Origin of the sequence: Enterobacter sp. KBR-315C3_2022, assembly GCF_041399425.1 — a bacterium.
Lineage (GTDB): Bacteria > Pseudomonadota > Gammaproteobacteria > Enterobacterales > Enterobacteriaceae > Enterobacter.
This window is the reverse complement of the sequence record NZ_JBGKEB010000001.1, coordinates 42,859-59,814: the sequence shown is the minus strand read 5'-3', so window position 1 is coordinate 59,814 and position 16,956 is coordinate 42,859. Positions and strand designations below refer to the sequence as shown.

The 16,956-nt window shown below is 61.4% G+C and carries 21 protein-coding genes; 6 read left to right on the top strand and 15 right to left on the bottom strand.

Annotation, left to right across the window (positions count from 1 at the left end; translation table 11 throughout):
• Nucleotides 1–382: 382 nt before the first annotated feature.
• Both AB8804_RS00330 and AB8804_RS00325 read right to left on the bottom strand, forming a co-directional pair.
• Entirely contained in the window at nt 383–1,546 is a 1,164-nt protein-coding gene (locus AB8804_RS00330) for a methyl-accepting chemotaxis protein (protein ID WP_371181867.1), read from the bottom strand.
• A 116-nt stretch (nt 1,547–1,662) separates the two neighbouring features.
• On the bottom strand, nt 1,663–1,983 hold the full coding sequence (locus tag AB8804_RS00325) for a hypothetical protein (protein ID WP_371181865.1): 321 nt from the start codon (nt 1,981–1,983) through the stop codon (nt 1,663–1,665).
• A gap of 323 nt (nt 1,984–2,306) precedes the next feature.
• Here AB8804_RS00325 and AB8804_RS00320 point away from each other — a divergent pair, with 323 nt between their 5' ends.
• Both AB8804_RS00320 and AB8804_RS00315 read left to right on the top strand, forming a co-directional pair.
• Nucleotides 2,307–3,113: a transcriptional regulator gene (locus AB8804_RS00320; protein ID WP_371181863.1), complete on the top strand. Its 807-nt coding sequence runs from the start codon at nt 2,307–2,309 to the stop codon at nt 3,111–3,113.
• Complete coding sequence (locus tag AB8804_RS00315; RefSeq protein WP_371181861.1) at nt 3,079–3,603, top strand: hypothetical protein; 525 nt, start codon at nt 3,079–3,081, stop codon at nt 3,601–3,603. The genes AB8804_RS00320 and AB8804_RS00315 overlap by 35 nt, the downstream gene beginning before the upstream one ends.
• A 5-nt stretch (nt 3,604–3,608) precedes the next feature.
• Here AB8804_RS00315 and fliR read toward each other — a convergent pair whose 3' ends face one another.
• From fliR to fliF, 13 genes are all read right to left on the bottom strand, one after another.
• A complete protein-coding gene (gene fliR / locus AB8804_RS00310) occupies nt 3,609–4,388 on the bottom strand; it encodes a flagellar biosynthetic protein FliR (protein WP_371181859.1) in 780 nt (259 codons plus the stop codon).
• On the bottom strand, nt 4,388–4,657 hold the full coding sequence (gene fliQ, locus AB8804_RS00305; RefSeq protein ID WP_112010530.1) for a flagellar biosynthesis protein FliQ: 270 nt from the start codon (nt 4,655–4,657) through the stop codon (nt 4,388–4,390). Before fliQ ends, fliR begins: the two co-directional genes overlap by 1 nt.
• Nucleotides 4,658–4,666: 9 nt before the next feature.
• Nucleotides 4,667–5,407 carry a flagellar type III secretion system pore protein FliP gene (gene fliP / locus AB8804_RS00300; RefSeq protein WP_371181856.1) on the bottom strand — a complete coding sequence of 247 codons (741 nt, stop codon included), beginning with the start codon at nt 5,405–5,407 and terminating at the stop codon, nt 4,667–4,669.
• Nucleotides 5,404–5,775, bottom strand: a complete 372-nt coding sequence (gene fliO, locus AB8804_RS00295) for a flagellar biosynthetic protein FliO (RefSeq protein ID WP_371181854.1) — start codon at nt 5,773–5,775, stop codon at nt 5,404–5,406. Before fliO ends, fliP begins: the two co-directional genes overlap by 4 nt.
• A complete protein-coding gene (gene fliN, locus AB8804_RS00290) occupies nt 5,775–6,158 on the bottom strand; it encodes a flagellar motor switch protein FliN (protein WP_112010528.1) in 384 nt (127 codons plus the stop codon). The genes fliO and fliN overlap by 1 nt, the downstream gene beginning before the upstream one ends.
• Before the next feature lie 7 nt (nt 6,159–6,165).
• A complete protein-coding gene (gene fliM, locus AB8804_RS00285) occupies nt 6,166–7,158 on the bottom strand; it encodes a flagellar motor switch protein FliM (RefSeq protein ID WP_371181852.1) in 993 nt (330 codons plus the stop codon).
• A 5-nt stretch (nt 7,159–7,163) separates the two neighbouring features.
• Nucleotides 7,164–7,670: a flagellar basal body-associated FliL family protein gene (locus AB8804_RS00280; RefSeq protein ID WP_371181851.1), complete on the bottom strand. Its 507-nt coding sequence runs from the start codon at nt 7,668–7,670 to the stop codon at nt 7,164–7,166.
• Nucleotides 7,671–7,799: 129 nt separating this feature from the next.
• The gene (locus tag AB8804_RS00275) at nt 7,800–8,864 is read right to left on the bottom strand and encodes a flagellar hook-length control protein FliK (RefSeq protein WP_371181850.1); all 1,065 of its coding nucleotides are present in this window, start codon (nt 8,862–8,864) and stop codon (nt 7,800–7,802) included.
• Nucleotides 8,861–9,310, bottom strand: coding sequence for a flagellar export protein FliJ (gene fliJ / locus AB8804_RS00270; RefSeq protein ID WP_371181849.1), 450 nt, complete (start codon nt 9,308–9,310; stop codon nt 8,861–8,863). The genes AB8804_RS00275 and fliJ overlap by 4 nt, the downstream gene beginning before the upstream one ends.
• A gap of 12 nt (nt 9,311–9,322) precedes the next feature.
• A complete protein-coding gene (fliI, locus tag AB8804_RS00265; protein WP_371181848.1) occupies nt 9,323–10,690 on the bottom strand; it encodes a flagellar protein export ATPase FliI in 1,368 nt (455 codons plus the stop codon).
• Nucleotides 10,687–11,391 carry a flagellar assembly protein FliH gene (locus AB8804_RS00260; RefSeq protein WP_371181847.1) on the bottom strand — a complete coding sequence of 235 codons (705 nt, stop codon included), beginning with the start codon at nt 11,389–11,391 and terminating at the stop codon, nt 10,687–10,689. The genes fliI and AB8804_RS00260 overlap by 4 nt, the downstream gene beginning before the upstream one ends.
• A complete protein-coding gene (fliG, locus tag AB8804_RS00255; protein ID WP_371181846.1) occupies nt 11,378–12,364 on the bottom strand; it encodes a flagellar motor switch protein FliG in 987 nt (328 codons plus the stop codon). The genes AB8804_RS00260 and fliG overlap by 14 nt, the downstream gene beginning before the upstream one ends.
• Complete coding sequence (gene fliF, locus AB8804_RS00250; RefSeq protein ID WP_371181845.1) at nt 12,364–14,043, bottom strand: flagellar basal-body MS-ring/collar protein FliF; 1,680 nt, start codon at nt 14,041–14,043, stop codon at nt 12,364–12,366. Before fliF ends, fliG begins: the two co-directional genes overlap by 1 nt.
• 264 nt (nt 14,044–14,307) lie before the next feature.
• On the opposite strand from fliF, the gene fliE reads away from it, so the two are divergent.
• From fliE to cheY, 4 genes are read left to right on the top strand one after another with little or no spacing between them, the layout of a single operon-like run.
• On the top strand, nt 14,308–14,631 hold the full coding sequence (fliE, locus tag AB8804_RS00245; protein ID WP_371181844.1) for a flagellar hook-basal body complex protein FliE: 324 nt from the start codon (nt 14,308–14,310) through the stop codon (nt 14,629–14,631).
• Between the two features lie 15 nt (nt 14,632–14,646).
• Nucleotides 14,647–15,501: a CheR family methyltransferase gene (locus AB8804_RS00240; protein WP_371181843.1), complete on the top strand. Its 855-nt coding sequence runs from the start codon at nt 14,647–14,649 to the stop codon at nt 15,499–15,501.
• Nucleotides 15,498–16,553: a chemotaxis response regulator protein-glutamate methylesterase gene (locus AB8804_RS00235; RefSeq protein WP_371181842.1), complete on the top strand. Its 1,056-nt coding sequence runs from the start codon at nt 15,498–15,500 to the stop codon at nt 16,551–16,553. The genes AB8804_RS00240 and AB8804_RS00235 overlap by 4 nt, the downstream gene beginning before the upstream one ends.
• A 12-nt stretch (nt 16,554–16,565) precedes the next feature.
• Nucleotides 16,566–16,955, top strand: coding sequence for a chemotaxis response regulator CheY (gene cheY, locus AB8804_RS00230; RefSeq protein WP_371181841.1), 390 nt, complete (start codon nt 16,566–16,568; stop codon nt 16,953–16,955).
• Nucleotide 16,956 lies beyond the last annotated feature (1 nt).

The window sequence follows — 16,956 nt, the reverse complement described above, 5'->3', positions numbered from 1 at the left end:
CCCTTGTGGAGGGCTTTTTTTATTCTATAAATACGCGCGGATCCAGCGCGGGAGTTAGGAAAGCGATGTGAGGGGGAAGGAGGCATGAAGTCTGACGATCTGTTTTCCCCCCTCACCCCAGCCCTCTGCCTGAATGGAGAGGCAGCGTTCGGTGCAGTTCGTAGGCCGGGCTAGCGTAGCGCCGCCCGGCGATAAGGGATTAACAGAGGGTCGTCAGGGAGAAATTCAAACTTGCGAGACGTGTTCAGAAAAGCGAGTAATGGGGGTGAAAGGCATGAAGTCTGGCGCTGTGTTTCCCCCTCACCCCAGCCCTCTCCCTGAATGGAGAGGGAGCATTCTGTGCCAGGCTGTCACTCTTCCAGGGAGAGGGAGAAGCCAACGGCTACCCTTTTACCCGCTGCGTCAGCGCGTTCGCCACCGTATAAACTTCTTCAATCAGCACGCTGTTGTTGTGCGCCACGGACGGCACGCCGCTCTGCGCCTGCATCATCGCGTCCTCAATCAGCGCACGCAGCTCTTTCGAGGAACGCGCGCAGCGGCTGGCCAGATTTCGCGACTCCACGGCAAACACGCTCTCTTCGTTATGCAGGGAGTAGCTGTAGGCGCGGCTGGCAAGCTGGACCAGCGTCCCGCTGCTGTCGGCAATCGCGAGCGCGGCATCGTTCAGCGCCCCCATCGCCTGCACTACGCTGGTCGCGCTTTCATTCAGGGTGGCTAATACGTTCGGGTTGGGCTCCGGCACGCGCAGCAGGCGTTCATTCTCCTGACCGATGACGACGGCGGCACGGGCGATGGCGTTGACCTGCACGCCCACCTCCTGCATCAGCGGCGGCAGATGCTCTCCGTGTTCGCTTTTCAGCTGGGAAGGAAGCTCTTCGTTAAGGCGGGAAAGGTGCAGGTTCAGGCTGCGCAGCAGCGTGAGGGTGGAAACCAGCAGCAGCGCCGCCAGCGGCCAGGGCTTGCGAAGGAGAATGCCCGCCCGTTCGCCCATCCGGCGGGTAGGGACGTCAATCGCCAACAGCCACGGCGTCTCGGCCACCGGCATAACGATAAGGGTGTGCTCGCCGCTGGCGCTGCGAAAGCTGGTGTGCCGCAGCCCCTCGCCCGACTGCGCCAGCAGCGAGCGCAGCGGCACCGCCATCGGCAGATCGGTATCGTTCAGCGACTGCACGTTAGGCGCGCCTGCGGCATCGCCAATGATGCGCCCGGTATCTTCGACAATCCACGCGCGGCCGCCCAGGCGCTCGCCCATCTCCTTCACCAGCGCCCCGTAGAACGGGCGGCTGCTGCCCGCCTCTTCGGTGCCGTCCGGCTCGCCGGGGGTGCTTTTGTCCAGCGCGAAGCTTTTAAGCGTCACCACGCTCTCGGTTACCGAGCGCTGCTGCGCCTCCACGCGATCGAGCTGCTCCCTGAGCTGCGTTGCCAGGGTATCAACCTGCGAGCGCAGGCGATCCCCTTCGGTGCGAATAAACCACGGGATCACCCCGGTCTGCACCAGAATAAGTAACGTAATAAAGATAATGACCAGTATGACTGTTAAAACCATGTGCTTAGCGCCTGTACGTTAAACGGCAGCAGGACGCTGCCTTTTCTTCAGGGCTATTTTATTATGCGGGGATCGGGAAATATGCTCGTCAAACCGTTAATAACAGCGCATTCCTGTTATCCCTCAACAAAAACAACTTTGCGCCCGCTCTGCCCGCGCTTCACCAGCCAGCCGTCGAGGCTGTAACAGGTTCCTCCCCAGGCGATGATGAGCAGGCTCAGCACCCTATACAGGGTCTCCGGCAAATAAAGACGGGAAACATCGACGAGGCATCGGAAGTGTGTAAACAGCGTTTGAGCGTTAACATAAGCCATCCTTGAAATTAATATCTGCGTAATAAATTCAATAAGATGTGTTTCACCCCAGTATAAATTCCCGCATCGCGTTCGCAACCGTTCACCCGCCCTTCTCCCTACAATTAATAATTTACTGTCCATTAATTTTTATTAACGCTAAATGAGCGTTGCGTATCGTTCTCAACGCCAGAAAAGGCCTATTATTTCAATAACAAAACTAACCGATTGGTTTTAATGAAATTAAAGCAAAACCGCCAATGGCGCATTTTTAATAAGGTTAATGAGCGCGCCGTTAATAACCTTAAAGTTACCAGGGCCGTTATGACTTAATGGTTGCAAAAAAAAGACGTAAGGCATAAAAAGCATGTCGCTTTCGGGCCGCTGGCTAGCAAGAACGTGTTTTCATTACTATTAATTACAACAGCCGGAAGCGTTACCCATGACATCAGAAGAATCAAATAACTATGCTCAATAACATTGCGATTGGAACGGGCGTAACGCTGGATGTTCACACGCGCATCCTTTCCCGCACGGACGGCGAGGAGAGCGTTACGCTTCCGCAAAGCGCATGCCTGTGTCTCGCCGCCATGGTGGATGCGCCCGGTGAAGTGCTGTCTCAGGAACAGCTTATGGATATCGGCTGGCGCAGCGCCGGGGTCGAAGTCACCGACAACAGCGTGCGGGTGATGATCACCAAGCTCCGCCGCGCGTTTATCCAGCTCGGCGTACATGAAACCATTACCCTCGTCGCCGTCACGCGCAGCGGCTACCGGCTGATTGTGCGGGAAAATGGCGACGGGCAATCCGCTCCCCTCGAAGCGTCCCCCAGTATGACGCCCGCACCGGAAGCCCTCCCTGCTGCCGTCGTCGCCCCCGCCCCGCCGCGCGCCCGTAAAGGCCTCTGGCTGGCCACCGGCGTGGCGCTTGCCGGTCTGCTGGTCGGCGTAGGGTTGGCCGTGCTGATGCGCAGCCTCTTTTTCTTTAGCCCCATGCAAATCCATTTTGTGCCCTGGTCCGGGCCGGGGGTGCCGCCCGGCGCGGAAGTGCTGGTGCAGGCGAGCGAGGAGAATAAACAGGCGCTCATTGAAGCCACGCTGCAAACCTACGTCCAGCACGTGCTGGATAAACGGGCCGGAGAAAAGCCCGCCCCGGTGCTGTACGTCACGACCGGCTCAGAAAAAATGAGCAAGTTTCAGGGGCTGATTGCCTGCCAACAACGCTTAAAGGACTCGGGAAATGACTGCGAATCGTTCTTTTTTCGCCTCTACTAACCTCTGGCTCGCGCTGCTGTTCACCTTCAGCCTGCTCGCCGGGTTCGGCGGGATGGTGTTCTACAGCTTTTATCATCTGCCGTATAAGTCGGCGTGCGTCGCACCGACCTCCTTTTACGCCATTGAGGACAAGGACAACGCCACGCTGGCGCGCGGGATCTACCGCTCGTACCGCGACGACCTGTTCAGCGGCCACACCACCTACATCGGCAGCCTGAGCCGCTTTGTGGACGGCAAGCTGGCGGGACGCCCCACGCCGATACACCGCGAGGTGCGATTCGACTCCGAGATAGAAGGCAAGCGCATTCATCTGACGGTGACCAGCCAGCACCGCAAGCTGGGCGACCAGAGCACCGATCAGGAGGTGAAGGATTATATTTACCCGCAGATCGGCAAGGGGGAAGTGGGCACCAGCACCATTTATCTGCTGGATAACAAGGTTCTGGCCTCCGGCACCGAATCGGTAGCCCGCATCGTCTGCACCAACTAGCGCCGCTACGCCAGCGCCTGGATAAGCTGCGCCAGATGGTCAAAGCCCGTCGCCATCAGGCGTTCAAAGAACGGCGCCAGGGTTTGCGCCAGCAGAAACAGCGCCAGCATGCCGAAGCTCAGCGTCAGCGGGAAGCCGATCACAAACACCGAGAGCTGCGGCGTCAGGCGGTTCAGCAGCCCGAGCACAAAGTTAATGCACAGCAGCAGGGAGATAATCGGCAGCCCGAGCATCAGCCCCTGGCTAAAGATCAGCCCGGCGTGCGTCACCAGGTACAGGAAGCCGCCCGCGTGCAGCGGCGCGGCGTCAATTGGCAGCGTGTGGAAGGTTTCCGCCAGCAGCGCCAGCAGCCAGAGGTGGCCGTTAAAGGCCAGAAACAGCAGCGTGACCAGCAGGTTGAGAAAGCGCGAGATCACCGGGCTGTTGCCCGCGCCGGGATCGAAGAAGGTGGCAAACGACAGGCCCATCTGCATGCCGATGATTTCGCCCGCCATGCGCACGGCGGCGAACAGCAGCTGGAGCGTCAGCCCCATCGCCGCGCCGATGATGACCTGTTTGCCCATCACCCACGCCCCTTCCCACGAATAGAGCCCCACCCCGGCGTCCGGCAGCGTGCCGCCGATCAGGATAGCGATCAGCAGGGAAAGGCCCGCGCGCAGCCGCTTGCTCACCGCTTTCTCGCTGAAAATTGGCGCTACGTGCAGCAGCGCGCCAACGCGCACCAGGATGAAAACGTAGTGGCTAATCAGCCCGTAGAGCTGATCGAGAGGAAGTCCGAAGGCCATCAGCCGATCGCGTAGGGAATGCTGGCAAAAACCGCGCGGGTATATTCGATAAAGATTTTCATCATCCACGGGCCGAGCGCCACCGCAATCCCGACGATCGTCAGGATTTTGGGGATGAAGGTCATGGTCATTTCGTTGACCTGGGTCGCGGCCTGCAGAATGCTGATAATCAGGCCGGTGACCAGCGCGGCCACCAGCAGCGGGCCGGATACCATCAGCCCGACCTTAATCGCCTGCATGCCCACCACCATTACGCTTTCAGGGGTCATGTTCGTCTCCTAACTGTAAAAACTTTGGGCAAGCGAGCCCACCAGCAGCTGCCAGCCGTCCACCAGCACGAACAGCATCAGCTTGAACGGCAGGGCGATGGTCGTTGGCGGGACCATCATCATCCCGAGCGCCATCAGAATGCTGGCGACCACCAGATCGATAATCAGGAACGGAATGAAGATGGTGAAGCCAATCTGGAACGCGGTCTTCAGCTCGCTGATGATAAACGCGGGCACCAGGATGCTGAGCGGGACGTCTTCCGGCGAGGCGATATCCGGCGTTTTGGCAATCTGGGCCAGCATCGCCAGATCGCTTTCGCGGGTCTGGTCGAGCATAAAGGCCCGCAGCGGCTTAACGCCTTCGGCCAGCGCCGCTTCCATGGTGATGTTGTTTTCCTGCAGCGGCTGCCAGGCCTTCTCGTAAATCTGGCTGAACACCGGCGACATCACAAAGAAGGTCAAAAACAGCGACAGCCCCACCAGCACTTGATTCGGCGGCGCGGTCGGCGTGCCGAGGGCGTTACGCATCAGGCCCAGCACGATGATGATGCGGGTAAAGCCGGTCATCATCAGCAGCACGGCGGGAATAAAGGTAAAGCCGCTCAGCAGCAGCAGGGTTTGCACCGGCAGCGTCCAGCCGCCCTCGCCCGTCGGCTGGCCGAGGGTGATGTCAGCGTTGGCCGCCGTTGCGCAGGCCGCGGGCAGCAGCAGGCCGATCGCCAGCAGCGCGTTCAGCGCGTAACGCTTCACCGCTCGCCTCCCGGACGGTACTTCTGGCGCAGCTTGTCCAGCATCTGCGGGAATGCCGCCACCGGCGCGTCGGCCTGAGGCGCGCTTTCCGGGCGCGGCTGCGCGGTAAGGCAGGTAATCTGCGTGGCGGTCACGCCCAGCACCAGGCGCTGCTCGCCCACGTCCACCAGCACCAGCCGCTCGCGCGGGCCCAGCGACTGCGTCGCCACCAGGGTCATGGTGCCGCGGGCGTCGTTGAGGCGGCGCGACAGCCCGCTGCGGCGGGCGGCCCAGGCCAGCACCACCATCAGCAGGACGATCAGCGCCAGCGCGCCGGTGACGGTCATCAGCACCGAGCCCGTGGCCGGAAGGGAGGTCGTTGCGTTCATTAGCGGCTCAGGCGGTGCATGCGCTCGGACGGGGTAATGATGTCGGTGATGCGGATGCCGAACTTGTCGGACACCACCACCACTTCCCCCTGCGCGATCAGATAGCCGTTGATCAGGATATCCAGCGGTTCGCCCGCCAGCCCGTCCAGCGACACCACCGAGCCCTGGCTCAGGCGCAGCAGCTCCTTGATGGTCATTTTGGTGCGCCCCAGCTCGACGGTCATTTTTACCGGGATATCGAGGATCAGGTTCATTTCATCCGAAAATGCAGGCGCAGCCATCGTGTCGGTAATTCCCGCAGCGTGCTGTTCGGTCATGGCGTCACCCCACAGATTATCGATGGACTGACCGTCAGGGCCCGATGAGGTGTTCATGTCGCTCATGGGGAAATTACTCCTTGTTGAATGATAGTAATGAAGGCTGAATCATCTGCTCGACCTTCAGGGCATATTGGTTGTTAACGGCGCCGTACCGGGCGGTAAAGACCGGCACGCCGCCGACGCTGGCTTCGATAAACTCCTGCTTGTCCAGGGCGATCACGTCGCCTTTTTTCAGCTGCATCACGTTGGACAGCCGGGTGCCGATGTCGGCGAAGCGCGCCGTCAGCTCCAGCTCGGTTTCGCGCATCTGGCTTGCCAGCATGCCGCGCCACTCGGTGTCCTCGTGCCGGGAGTTGTCCATCGGCGGGTTGCTCAGCAGCTCGCGCAGCGGCTCAATGGTGCTGAACGGAATGCAGATGTTGAACTCCCCGCGGTGCGAGCCGATCTCCACCGAAAACGGCGTGGTGACCACCACATCGTTCGGCGAGGAGGTGATGTTGGTAAACTTCACCTGAATTTCAGAGCGGATGTATTCCGTTTTGATTTTGTAAATCGAACTCCAGGCAAACTCGTAGGCCTCGCGCGCCATCGACAGCATGCGGTGGATCACGCGCTGCTCGGTTGGGGTAAATTCGCGCCCGTCCGCTTTGGTCGGAAAACGCCCGTCGCCGCCGAAGAGGTTGTCCACGGCCATAAACACCAGCCCCGGCGAGAACGCCATCAGCGAGGTTCCGCGCAGCGGGTTAAGGTGCAGCAGGTTGAGGTTTGTCGGCACCGGCAGGTTGCGCGCAAACTCATGATACGGCTGGATCTGGATGTTTCCCGCCGTGATGTCCGGGCTGCGGCGCAGCAGGTTAAACAACCCCATGCGGAACTGCCTGGCAAACCGCTCGTTGATAATTTCCAGCGAGTGCAGACGCTCGCGGATCACCCGGCGCTGCGTGTGCGGATCGTAGGGCTTTACCCCCGCGTCGGCCCTGCTGCTGTTCGGATCGCTGCCGCTGTCTGCATCCGCATTCAGCAACCGGTCGATCTCATCCTGAGATAAAAAGCTGTCAGCCATAATAATTACCGCAGAATAAATTCATTAATAAGGACGTCAGTGACGCGAATAGACTGATTAAATGCCAGAGGTTTATCCAGCTCGGCCCTGATGTTATTAATCAGACGGCGCTTTCCTTCATCCGTGGCTAAATCGTCATAGGTCTGCTGGGTCAGCAGCATAAATAAGCGGCTGCGGTATTCCGGTAAATATCTTTGCAGCGCGGTCAGCGACGCCTGTTCCGCCACGCGAATCGACAGGCCCAGATACAGCACGCGGTCCGACTCGTTGGCCGTCGGCTTCAGGCTGACGGTAAAGGTATTCATCGAGGCGTACAGCGGCTCGACTTGCACGGGGGCCGGGGCAGGCCCCGCGGCTAATTCCGCTTCAGCCGCCGCGGGCTTCGCGAACTTCATTTCCCAGAACAGGTAGCCAGAAAAACCGCACGCGGCAACGGCAGTCAAAAACATGAACGTCATCAGAAGCGAGCGAGATCCTCCGCCGCTGGCGACCTTTTTATTTTTATTACTCATTGAACGTACACCTGATAAATAAGTGAGGGAACAACATTACCCTCGGGTCAATATGGCGGATATTGTAGTCCAGATCGTCATCCTGATAATCAGGCGATAAAATTTCATTACTGAACGTAATTCAGCACTTCACGCGAAGGTATTAATTCCGTATATATTTCCCGGCGCGGTGGTTAATAACGTCGGGACAATCTCCTGTTCAACCGGCCCCTCTTCCCCTTCGGATTCAAGCTGGCGTTCCCCCTGCGCATTCCCGCCCTGCTCGCCGCTGGCGGCCTGCTGCCCCTCGGCGCTGACGTTGGCCTGGCCGAGCTGGATCCCCGACTCCGCCATCGCCGCGCGCAGCTGCGGCATGGCCTGCTCCATCATCTGGCGCACGTGTCCGTGCTCGCTCACGATGTGAATTTGCGCCTGATCCTGCTGCATGCGCAGCGAAATATGCAGCGAGCCCAGCTCCTCCGGATTCAGACGGATCTCGGCGCTGTGCAGGCCGTTACGGCTGAAGATGGCGATGTGCTGGCTGACCGACTGCTTCCACTCCGGCGCGTCCGGCGGGTGGTTAACGGTCACCACCTGCTGCGGCGCGTGGCTGAGGCCGGTGCGCACGGCGGCGGGCATCGCGACGGCGCTCGCCGACGGCGTGGTCGTTATTTCTACGGTGGCGGTCGCAGCGGCCTCGACGGAAGGGACCGCCGCAGAAGCCTGCACGGCGGCGGGTGACGGTGCCGCGAGCGGGTTGACCGGCGCGGATTTTTCGCCGACGGCCAGTAGCTCCGTCGCCCTGCCGCGCTCGCCCGCGCTTTCGCTCATCTCGCCCGCTGCGGCTTTACCCGCCGCGGGGCGCGCGGCGGCGTCGGCCCCGGTGACGCTGCGGGCGACCAGCTGCTGGAGCTGCCACTGCGGGCTTTCTCCGCCTTCGCCGTCGTCGAGCGTTACGCCGATCAGGGTATCTGTCAGCCCCTGCTGGACGGCTATCATCTCGCCCTCAAGCTCTGGCATATCGGCCACCTCCTGCGCCAGCAGTCCGGCGGGCAGCGCGGCCGCCAGCATCTGCGGCTCAATGCCCGGAAAAAGCTGCGCCAGAGAGGCCAGCCTGTCGTCTAGCTCGAGGCTAAAGCCCTTGTCAGCCAGCGCTCCCGCCTTTGGTTTTTCCTGCGTTCCACCCAGTAGCAGGGTGGCAATATCGATGTTCATAGCCTTTCTCTCTTCTGTCCGACACGCTGGGCAAATTCATCCATCAGCTTCTGCTCGCGGCGGCTTTGCTCCAGCGCCTGCGCCGAGGCGCGTCGCGCAATCAGCGTTTCAAACGCGTTCAGGCGCTGTTTGTTTTGCACCCAGCTCTGCTTCACCTGCTCAACCGCTTTCTCGGAGGCGTTAACGTGGCCTTCCTGCTTCTTAACCACCTGCTTCAGCGCCACGATAAACGACTGGTGATTCACCAGATCCGCCACCGACATGCCGCTGCCCATCATTCCCTGGCGCAGCGACTGCTGGTACTCCTGCTCGTAGCGCTGCAGCTGCTGGTGCTGCGCGACCGCCTGCTGCAGCTGCTGCCGGGCGCCGCCCAGCGCGCGGGTGGTTTCGGTCAGCGTCTCTTCTGCCATGTCGCGCAGCAGGTTCATCGGGTTATTCACCTTCATTGCGTCACCGTGTTACCCCGTGATGTCCGGGAACAGCCCGGAAAGCGCGCGGACGGCGTCGTCATAGCCGCTGCGCTCGTGGATCGCCTGGTGGAGGAACGCCTCCAGAGACGGGTATGTGTCGATCGCCTGGTCCAGCAGCGCGTCGCTGCCCTTAACGTACGCCCCCACGCTCACCAGATCGCGGTTGCGCTGATACGCCGAAAGCAGCTGCTTGAAGCGCTGCACCCTGCGGTACTGCGCGTACGGGATCAGCTCCGTCATGGCGCGGCTGATCGAGGCTTCCACGTCGATCGCCGGATAGTGGCCCGCCTCGGCGAGGCGGCGCGACAGCACGATGTGGCCGTCGAGGATCGCGCGCGCCGAGTCGGCAATCGGATCCTGCTGGTCGTCCCCTTCCGTCAGCACGGTGTAGAACGCGGTAATCGACCCGCCGCCCTTCACGCCGTTGCCGGTGCGCTCCACCAGCGCGGGCAGGCGGGCGAAGACCGACGGCGGATAGCCTTTGGTTGCCGGAGGCTCGCCAATCGCCAGCGCCACCTCGCGCTGCGCCATGGCGTAGCGCGTCAGGGAGTCCATGATCAGCTGGACGTTCAGGCCGCGCTCGCGAAAATCTTCGGCGATGCGGGTGGCGTACACCGCGCCCTGCATGCGCAGGATCGGCGACACGTCCGCCGGTGCCGCCACCACCACCGCGCGCGCCAGCCCCTCTTCGCCGAGGATGTTCTCGATAAAATCTTTGACCTCGCGCCCGCGCTCGCCGATAAGCCCCACCACGATAACGTCGGCAGTCGTGAAGCGCGCCATCATGCCGAGCAGGACGCTTTTCCCCACGCCCGACCCGGCGAAGAGGCCCATGCGCTGGCCGCGCCCCACCGTCAGCAGGCCGTTAATCGCCCGCACGCCGACGTCGAGCACGCTTTTGATCGGATCGCGGTGCAGCGGGTTTAGCGTCGGGGTAAAGAGGCTGGCGGCGGGTTTGCCCGGCGCGGGACGTCCGTCCAGCGGGCGACCCTGCGCATCCAGCACGCGGCCCAGCAGGTGCGGGCCGACGGGCAGCTGCTTGCCGCTGTGGCTGTCGGTTTGCAGGGCGTAAATGCGCGCCCCCGGCAGAATGCCGTCCACGTGCTCAAGCGGCATCAGGTACAGCGTCTGGCCGTTGAAGCCCACCACTTCGCTTTCGACCGGCACAATGCCCGCGTCGGTCTGGCGCTCAACGATGCACAGCGCGCCGATGGGCAGCTTCAGCCCCACGGCCTCCATCACCAGCCCCGTGGCGCGCGTGAGCCTGCCGTACTGGCGAAAATCGGGCACCTGCGCCAGCTTTTCCTCTACCCGGTCGATTGCCGAGAGCCACGCCTTTAGCTGCTGCTGGCTCATTGCGCGAGCTCCTCGCGCGCCAGCTGGCAGATGGCCTGCCAGCGCGTCTCCAGGCTGGCGTCCACCTCAACGTCCGGCGAAACCACCCGACAGCCGCCCGCGGCCAGCTGCGCGTCGCGGTGCAGCGCCCAGCCCATCGCGCGCAGCGTTTCACCGAGCGCCTCCTCAACCGCGGCGAACTCCGCCGGGTTGACGTACAGCTGGAAGGTGCCGTGCAGCAGCGGGTCCTGCTTCATCAGCTTGCGGATCTGTGCAATCAGGGCGTGGTGATCCGCCACGGTGGACGAACCGTACAGCTGCTGCACCGCTTCCAGCGAGAGCTGCACCAGGCGGGCGGGCACCAGGCTGTCGAGGTTTTCCAGCGCCAGCTTGAGGTTGTTCACCCACTGTTCGGCCTGGCGCAGCAGCGCCTGCTGCTCAGCGCGCGCCTGCTCCACGCCCTGCGCAAACCCGGCCTCGCGCCCCTCCTTGACGCCCTGCTCGAAGCCCTGCCTGCGCCCCTCTTCCTGGCCCTGCTGCTGCCCCTGGGCAAAACCCTGCTGCTCCGCCTGCTTGCGCAGGCGCGCCAGCTCGGCCTTCAGCTGGGCCTCCGACTGGGCGTTATCCAGCGTCGGCAGCGGCACGTCTACGGTTTCACCCAGCAGGTTCTCCGGCTGCCAGCTGCGCCATTCGCGCGGGGTTTTATCATCAAACGTAGGCATCGTCGCTGCCTCCAATCAGGATCTCGCCGGACTCGGCCAGGCGACGCACCACGTTGAGGATCGTCTTCTGCTCGGCCTCGACCTGCGACAGGCGCACCGGGCCGCGAGAGGCCAGATCGTCGGTCATCAGCTCCGCCTGACGGCGGGACATATTGCGGAAGAACTTCATGCGCAGCGGCTCGTCGGCCCCCTTCAGCGCGATGATCAGCGTATCGCTCTCGATCTCCTGCAGCAGGCGCTGGATGCTGCGGTCTTCCACGTCCACCAGGTTTTCGAACAGGAACATTTCGTCGACAATTTTCTGCGCCAGCTCGCCGTCGAACTCGCGCACCGCCTCGATCGCCGCCTCCTCCTGGTGAGACTTCATCAGGTTGAGAATTTCGGCCGCCGGACGCACGCCGCCCATCTTGCTGCGCTTGAGGCTCTGGCCGTGAAGCAGGTTGTTCAGCACTTCCGTCAGCTCCTGCAGCGCGGCAGGCTGCACGCCGCCGAAGGTGGCGATACGCAGCATGATGTCGTTACGCTCGCGATCCTCAAATTTGCCCAGCACGTCCGCCGCCTGGTTGCGCTTGAGGTGCACCAAGATGGTGGCGATGATCTGCGGATGCTCTTCGCGGATGAGGTCAAAGACCGCCTGCGGCTCCATAAAGTTGAGCGTCTCGATGCCGTTGGTGCCCTGATGGGTATCCAGCAGGTCCTCCAGCAGCGACGAGGCGCGCTCTTCGCCCAGCGCCTTGACCAGCACGCTGCGCAGGTAGTCGTTGGTGTTGAGGCTGAGCGCCGCGTATTCGCTGGAGTCTTTCTTAAACTCTTCCAGCACCATGGCCATCTGGTCGTGGGTGAAGCCCGCCATATTGACCATCGAAGCGCTGATCAGCTTCACCTCGTGGGCGTTGAGGTGCTTGAACACCTCTGCGGCCAGGACATCCCCCAGCGTCAGCATGACGATGGCGCTTTTATCTGAGGCATTCATTATTTCGGCTCCTTACTCATCCACTGGCGGATCACCAGGGCGATCACGCGAGGCTCCTGCTCCGCCAGCTCGCGCAGCTGCTGGCTGTGCATTTCGGTATCCACTTTCTGCTGCGCGCGGTCGCGCGCGCCTTTTTCAGCCGCGCGTTTCTTCGCGGCCAGCTCTTCTTCGCGCGCCTCTTTTTCCATCTCCAGGCGGCGAAGGGTCGTCTCCTGATGGCGGATCCACGCGGGCTGCACCAGCTTGCGCCACATCACCCAGGCGATAATCGCAATCACCAGGTAGCGGGCAATCGACATCAGCAGCGCGTAAAAGCGATCCTGCTGCCAGAACGGCGGGACGGGTTCTTCCACCACGCCGTTAAACGCCGAGTTGAGAATGTTGACGCTGTCGCCGCGCGCGGCGTTGTAGCCGATCGCCTCTTTCACCAGCGCGTTGATGCGGGTGAGCTCGGCCTCGCTAATCGGGCCCGGCTTGCCCTCTTCGCCCTGCGGCAGATGGTTGATCACCACCGCCACGGAGAGGCGCTGGATGCGCCCGGCGTTCGATTTGGTATGGGTGAGCGTGCGGTCCACCTCAAAGTTGGTGGTCTCGTCGCTGCGGTTGTTGTAGGGCTGCGCGCCGTCGCTGGCGCTGCGGGTACCGGTAGTTTTCTCTTTTTTATCGTCGGCCGGCGTTCCCGGCGGCTGCGTGATTTCCGCGGTTGCGGGCGGTGCGGGCGTATTGCTTAGCGCGCCCGGCACGCCGCCGACGCCGCGGCGGTTGCCCTGCTCCGAGAGGCTCGCCTGACGGCTGCGGATCGCCATTTTTTGCGGATCGGCGTTCGGCTGGTACTGCTCCTGCGTCTGCTCCTGCTCGGTGAAGTCAATCTGCGCCGTCACCTGCGCGCGGATGTTTCCGTCGCCCACCAGCGGAGCCAGAATGCGCTGAATGCGCTGCTGGTAGTCGCTTTCAATGTCATTGGTATATTTCAGATGCGCCGTCTGCAGGCCGCGCGCGCCGCTTTGGGTCAGCAGGTTGCCGCGCTGATCGACAATCGTGACGCTGTCGGCAGTCAGCCCGGTCACCGCGCTGGAGATAAGATGGGTAATCGCCACCACCTGCGCATCGTCCAGGGCGCGGCCCTGAATGAGGTTCACGGTGACCGACGCGGTCGGCTTTTTCTGCTCGCGCACGAACATCGACGGCTTTGGCGTGGCCAGATGCACGCGCGCGCTCTGGATCGGCCCCAGGTTTTCAATCGTGCGGGCCAGCTCGCCCTCCAGCGCGCGCTGGTAGTTCACCTGCTCGGTAAACTGGCTGATGCCAAACTTTTCCTGGTCCAGCAGCTCAAAGCCGACCGAACCGCCCTTCGGCAGCCCCTGCTGCGCCAGCTTCATGCGCACTTCGTGCACCTGCGACCCCGGCACCATAATCACGCCGCCGGGCGTATCGATGCGGTAGGGAACGTTGAGCTGGGTAAGCTGCGCGACAATCGCACCGCCCTCTTCATCGCTGATGTTGCTGAACAGCACCCGGTAGTCCGGCTCCTTTGCCCAGAACATGAGCGCGATAAGAACGGAAAGCGCCGCCGCGCCGCAAATCACCAGCAGGAGCTTCGGGCTGCCGCGCAGCGAAAGCAGCATCGACTTAATGCGATCGGCTGGATTATTCGTTACATCATTTAGTGTGGCACTCATGCCGTATTCCTGTATGAAATAGCGCGCATCACGGATGCACGTCAGCTCACGAAATTCGCGAGAGTGTTGTCGACGATTTCAAAAAGCAGAAGAATTTTTCAGGCGGGCATTATCGTCCGAAAGGCATTTTTTTTAAGGATAAATAAGCTCAAAGTTCTGTCGGCTTATTGGATTTTCTGACGTTTTTATTCACGTGGTAAGCTGTCGACGTTTAAAAGATGCGCAATAAACATCGTTTTTTATCTTATTTATCAGGAACTGAAAATGTCAGCAACATTAATGCGTGGCGTACTCGATCAAATTCAGACCCAGGCACAGCAGGTCAGCGGCCCGTCTAACCGCCTGCAGGCGGCGCGCGGCGACATGCCCTCGTTTTCTGATGCTTTATTTAACAGCATTAATGAAATAAATAAAACGCAGGTAGACGCAAAAACAAAAACGCAGGAATGGATGTCCGGCAGCAGCGATATTGGGCTTAATGACGTGATGCTGGCGATGCAGAAATCGTCTATTTCATTCAGCTTTGGCATGCAGGCGCGGAATAAAATGATCGGCGCCTATCAGGAAATAATGAATACCCCGGTTTAAGGCCAATCCTCTTCTATGAGTGAAATTAACAGCATTCCTGCACGCTTATCCCTTAATACGCTTTCGTTATCTGACAGCGAATTACAGCGCGTCGGGAAATTAATCTATAAGCGCGCGGGAATTGTCGTCAACGCCCAGAAGCGGGAGATGATTTTTAATCGTCTCTCCCGCCGCGTGCGCGCGCTGGCGCATACCAGCTTCAGCGACTATATCGCCCTGCTTGAATCGCACTCAGAGCACCCGGAATGGCAAAGCTTTATCAACGCGCTGACGACAAACCTGACCTCGTTTTTCCGCGAGTCGTACCACTTTCCGATCCTCGCCCAGCACGCCCGCCTGCGCGGCAGCGGCTATCGCGTCTGGTGTACCGCCGCGTCGACCGGGGAAGAGCCGTGCTCGATTGCCATGACGCTGGACGAGGCGCTGGGCCCGTCCCTTTCGGGGCCGCGCGTCTGGGCCTCGGATATCGACACCGAGGTGCTGACCAAAGCGGAAGCGGGCGTCTACCGCCTGAGCGATCTGGACGCGCTGACGCTGGCGCAAAAGCGGACCTGGTTTCTGCGCGGCGCGGGGGAGAACAGCGAAATGGTCAAGGCGAAGCGCGAGCTGCTCTCCGCCATTCACTATCAGCAGCTAAATTTGCTGGACGAAAAGTGGCCCGTTCCCGGCCCGTTCGACGCCATTTTCTGCCGCAACGTGATGATTTATTTCGATGCGCCCACCCAGCAGCGCCTGCTGCAGCGTTTTGCCCGCCTGCTTAAGCCCGGAGGCCTGCTGTTTGTCGGCCATTCGGAACATTTTAACCCTTCACATATTCCGCTGCGCCTGCGTGGGCAGTCGGTTTATGAACTGACGGAGACAACACGGTGAGCCCGATTCGCGTGCTGGCGGTCGATGATTCAGCCCTGATGCGCAACATGCTGAGCGCGGTGGTGAATCAGCAGCCCGATATGGAAATGGTGGGAACCGCGCCGGATGCGTTTATCGCACGCGAGCTGATTAAGCAGCTTAACCCGGACGTCCTGACGCTGGATATCGACATGCCGCGCATGGACGGGCTGGAGTTTCTCTCCCGCCTGATGCGCCTGCGCCCGATGCCGGTGGTGATGATCTCTTCCCTCACCACCCGCGGCTCGGCGGCGACCCTGCGGGCGCTGGAGCACGGCGCGGTGGATTTTTTGCCGAAGCCGGAGCACCGCGAGGAGGACAACATCGCCCGCTGGAGCCAGCTGGTGATTGAGAAAATCCGCATCGCCGCGCGCGCGAAGCTGACGCCACGCGCGCCGACCGCCAGGCCGCTGCTCGCGGGGATCAGGGTGCGACAGCAAAGCATTATCGCCATCGGTTCGTCCACGGGCGGGACGGAGGCGCTGCGCCAGGTCCTGATGCCGCTTCCGGTCGGCACGCCGGGGATCGTCATCGCCCAGCACATGCCCGCCGGGTTTACCTACTCCTTCGCCCAGCGGCTTGACTCGCTGTGCCAGATTGCGGTGCGCGAAGCGCAGGACGGCGAGCCGGTGCTGCCGGGGACCGCCCTGATCGCGCCAGGCGATCGCCATATGGAGATCATCGGCCAGGACAACGGCTACCGGATCAGGCTCAGCGATGCGCCTGCGGTTAACCGCCACCGCCCCTCCGTCGACGTGCTGTTCGACTCGGTGGCCCGCCAGGCCAGCCGACACGCCAGCGCGGCGCTTCTGACCGGAATGGGCGGCGACGGCGCGCGCGGCCTGCTGCACCTGCGCCAGACCGGGGCGTTCACGCTCGCGCAGAGCGAGGACACCTGCGTGGTCTTCGGCATGCCCCGCGAGGCGATTGCGCTCGGCGCGGCGAAAAAGGTCGTCGATCTTGACGAGATTAGCCAGTGCCTGCTGGACAGTTTTGCCTATAAAAATTCCCCCAAAACCGACTCACGACGTTAAGGAGATTTACCCATGTCGGATAAAAATTTGCGTTTTCTGGTGGTGGACGATTTCGCCACCATGCGGCGCATCGTGCGCAACCTGCTGAACGATCTGGGCTACAAGAACGTTGACGAAGCGGAAGACGGCCAGGACGCGCTGAACAAGCTGCGCGGCAGCGATTTCGACTTCGTGGTCAGCGACTGGAACATGCCGAACGTCGACGGGCTGGAGCTGCTCAAAACCATCCGCACCGATGCCGCAATGGCAAAATTGCCGGTGCTGATGGTCACCGCCGAAGCGAAGAAAGAGAACATCATCGCCGCCGCGCAGGCGGGCGCTAACGGCTACATCGTCAAGCCATTCACCGCCGCGACGCTGGAAGAAAAGCTCGGCAAAATCTTTGAAAAACTCGGGCAATAAT

What these genes read in the sequence shown, in the direction of transcription:
- AB8804_RS00330 (WP_371181867.1), bottom strand. Translation starts at nt 1,546, where the DNA reads ATGGTTTTAACAGTCATACTGGTCATTATCTTTATTACGTTACTTATT.
- AB8804_RS00325 (WP_371181865.1), bottom strand. Translation starts at nt 1,983, where the DNA reads ATGGACAGTAAATTATTAATTGTAGGGAGAAGGGCGGGTGAACGGTTG.
- AB8804_RS00320 (WP_371181863.1), top strand. Translation starts at nt 2,307, where the DNA reads ATGCTCAATAACATTGCGATTGGAACGGGCGTAACGCTGGATGTTCAC.
- AB8804_RS00315 (WP_371181861.1), top strand. Translation starts at nt 3,079, where the DNA reads ATGACTGCGAATCGTTCTTTTTTCGCCTCTACTAACCTCTGGCTCGCG.
- fliR (WP_371181859.1), bottom strand. Translation starts at nt 4,388, where the DNA reads ATGGCCTTCGGACTTCCTCTCGATCAGCTCTACGGGCTGATTAGCCAC.
- fliQ (WP_112010530.1), bottom strand. Translation starts at nt 4,657, where the DNA reads ATGACCCCTGAAAGCGTAATGGTGGTGGGCATGCAGGCGATTAAGGTC.
- fliO (WP_371181854.1), bottom strand. Translation starts at nt 5,775, where the DNA reads ATGAACGCAACGACCTCCCTTCCGGCCACGGGCTCGGTGCTGATGACC.
- fliN (WP_112010528.1), bottom strand. Translation starts at nt 6,158, where the DNA reads ATGAGCGACATGAACACCTCATCGGGCCCTGACGGTCAGTCCATCGAT.
- fliM (WP_371181852.1), bottom strand. Translation starts at nt 7,158, where the DNA reads ATGGCTGACAGCTTTTTATCTCAGGATGAGATCGACCGGTTGCTGAAT.
- AB8804_RS00280 (WP_371181851.1), bottom strand. Translation starts at nt 7,670, where the DNA reads ATGAGTAATAAAAATAAAAAGGTCGCCAGCGGCGGAGGATCTCGCTCG.
- AB8804_RS00275 (WP_371181850.1), bottom strand. Translation starts at nt 8,864, where the DNA reads ATGAACATCGATATTGCCACCCTGCTACTGGGTGGAACGCAGGAAAAA.
- fliJ (WP_371181849.1), bottom strand. Translation starts at nt 9,310, where the DNA reads ATGAAGGTGAATAACCCGATGAACCTGCTGCGCGACATGGCAGAAGAG.
- fliI (WP_371181848.1), bottom strand. Translation starts at nt 10,690, where the DNA reads ATGAGCCAGCAGCAGCTAAAGGCGTGGCTCTCGGCAATCGACCGGGTA.
- AB8804_RS00260 (WP_371181847.1), bottom strand. Translation starts at nt 11,391, where the DNA reads ATGCCTACGTTTGATGATAAAACCCCGCGCGAATGGCGCAGCTGGCAG.
- fliG (WP_371181846.1), bottom strand. Translation starts at nt 12,364, where the DNA reads ATGAATGCCTCAGATAAAAGCGCCATCGTCATGCTGACGCTGGGGGAT.
- fliF (WP_371181845.1), bottom strand. Translation starts at nt 14,043, where the DNA reads ATGAGTGCCACACTAAATGATGTAACGAATAATCCAGCCGATCGCATT.
- fliE (WP_371181844.1), top strand. Translation starts at nt 14,308, where the DNA reads ATGTCAGCAACATTAATGCGTGGCGTACTCGATCAAATTCAGACCCAG.
- AB8804_RS00240 (WP_371181843.1), top strand. Translation starts at nt 14,647, where the DNA reads ATGAGTGAAATTAACAGCATTCCTGCACGCTTATCCCTTAATACGCTT.
- cheY (WP_371181841.1), top strand. Translation starts at nt 16,566, where the DNA reads ATGTCGGATAAAAATTTGCGTTTTCTGGTGGTGGACGATTTCGCCACC.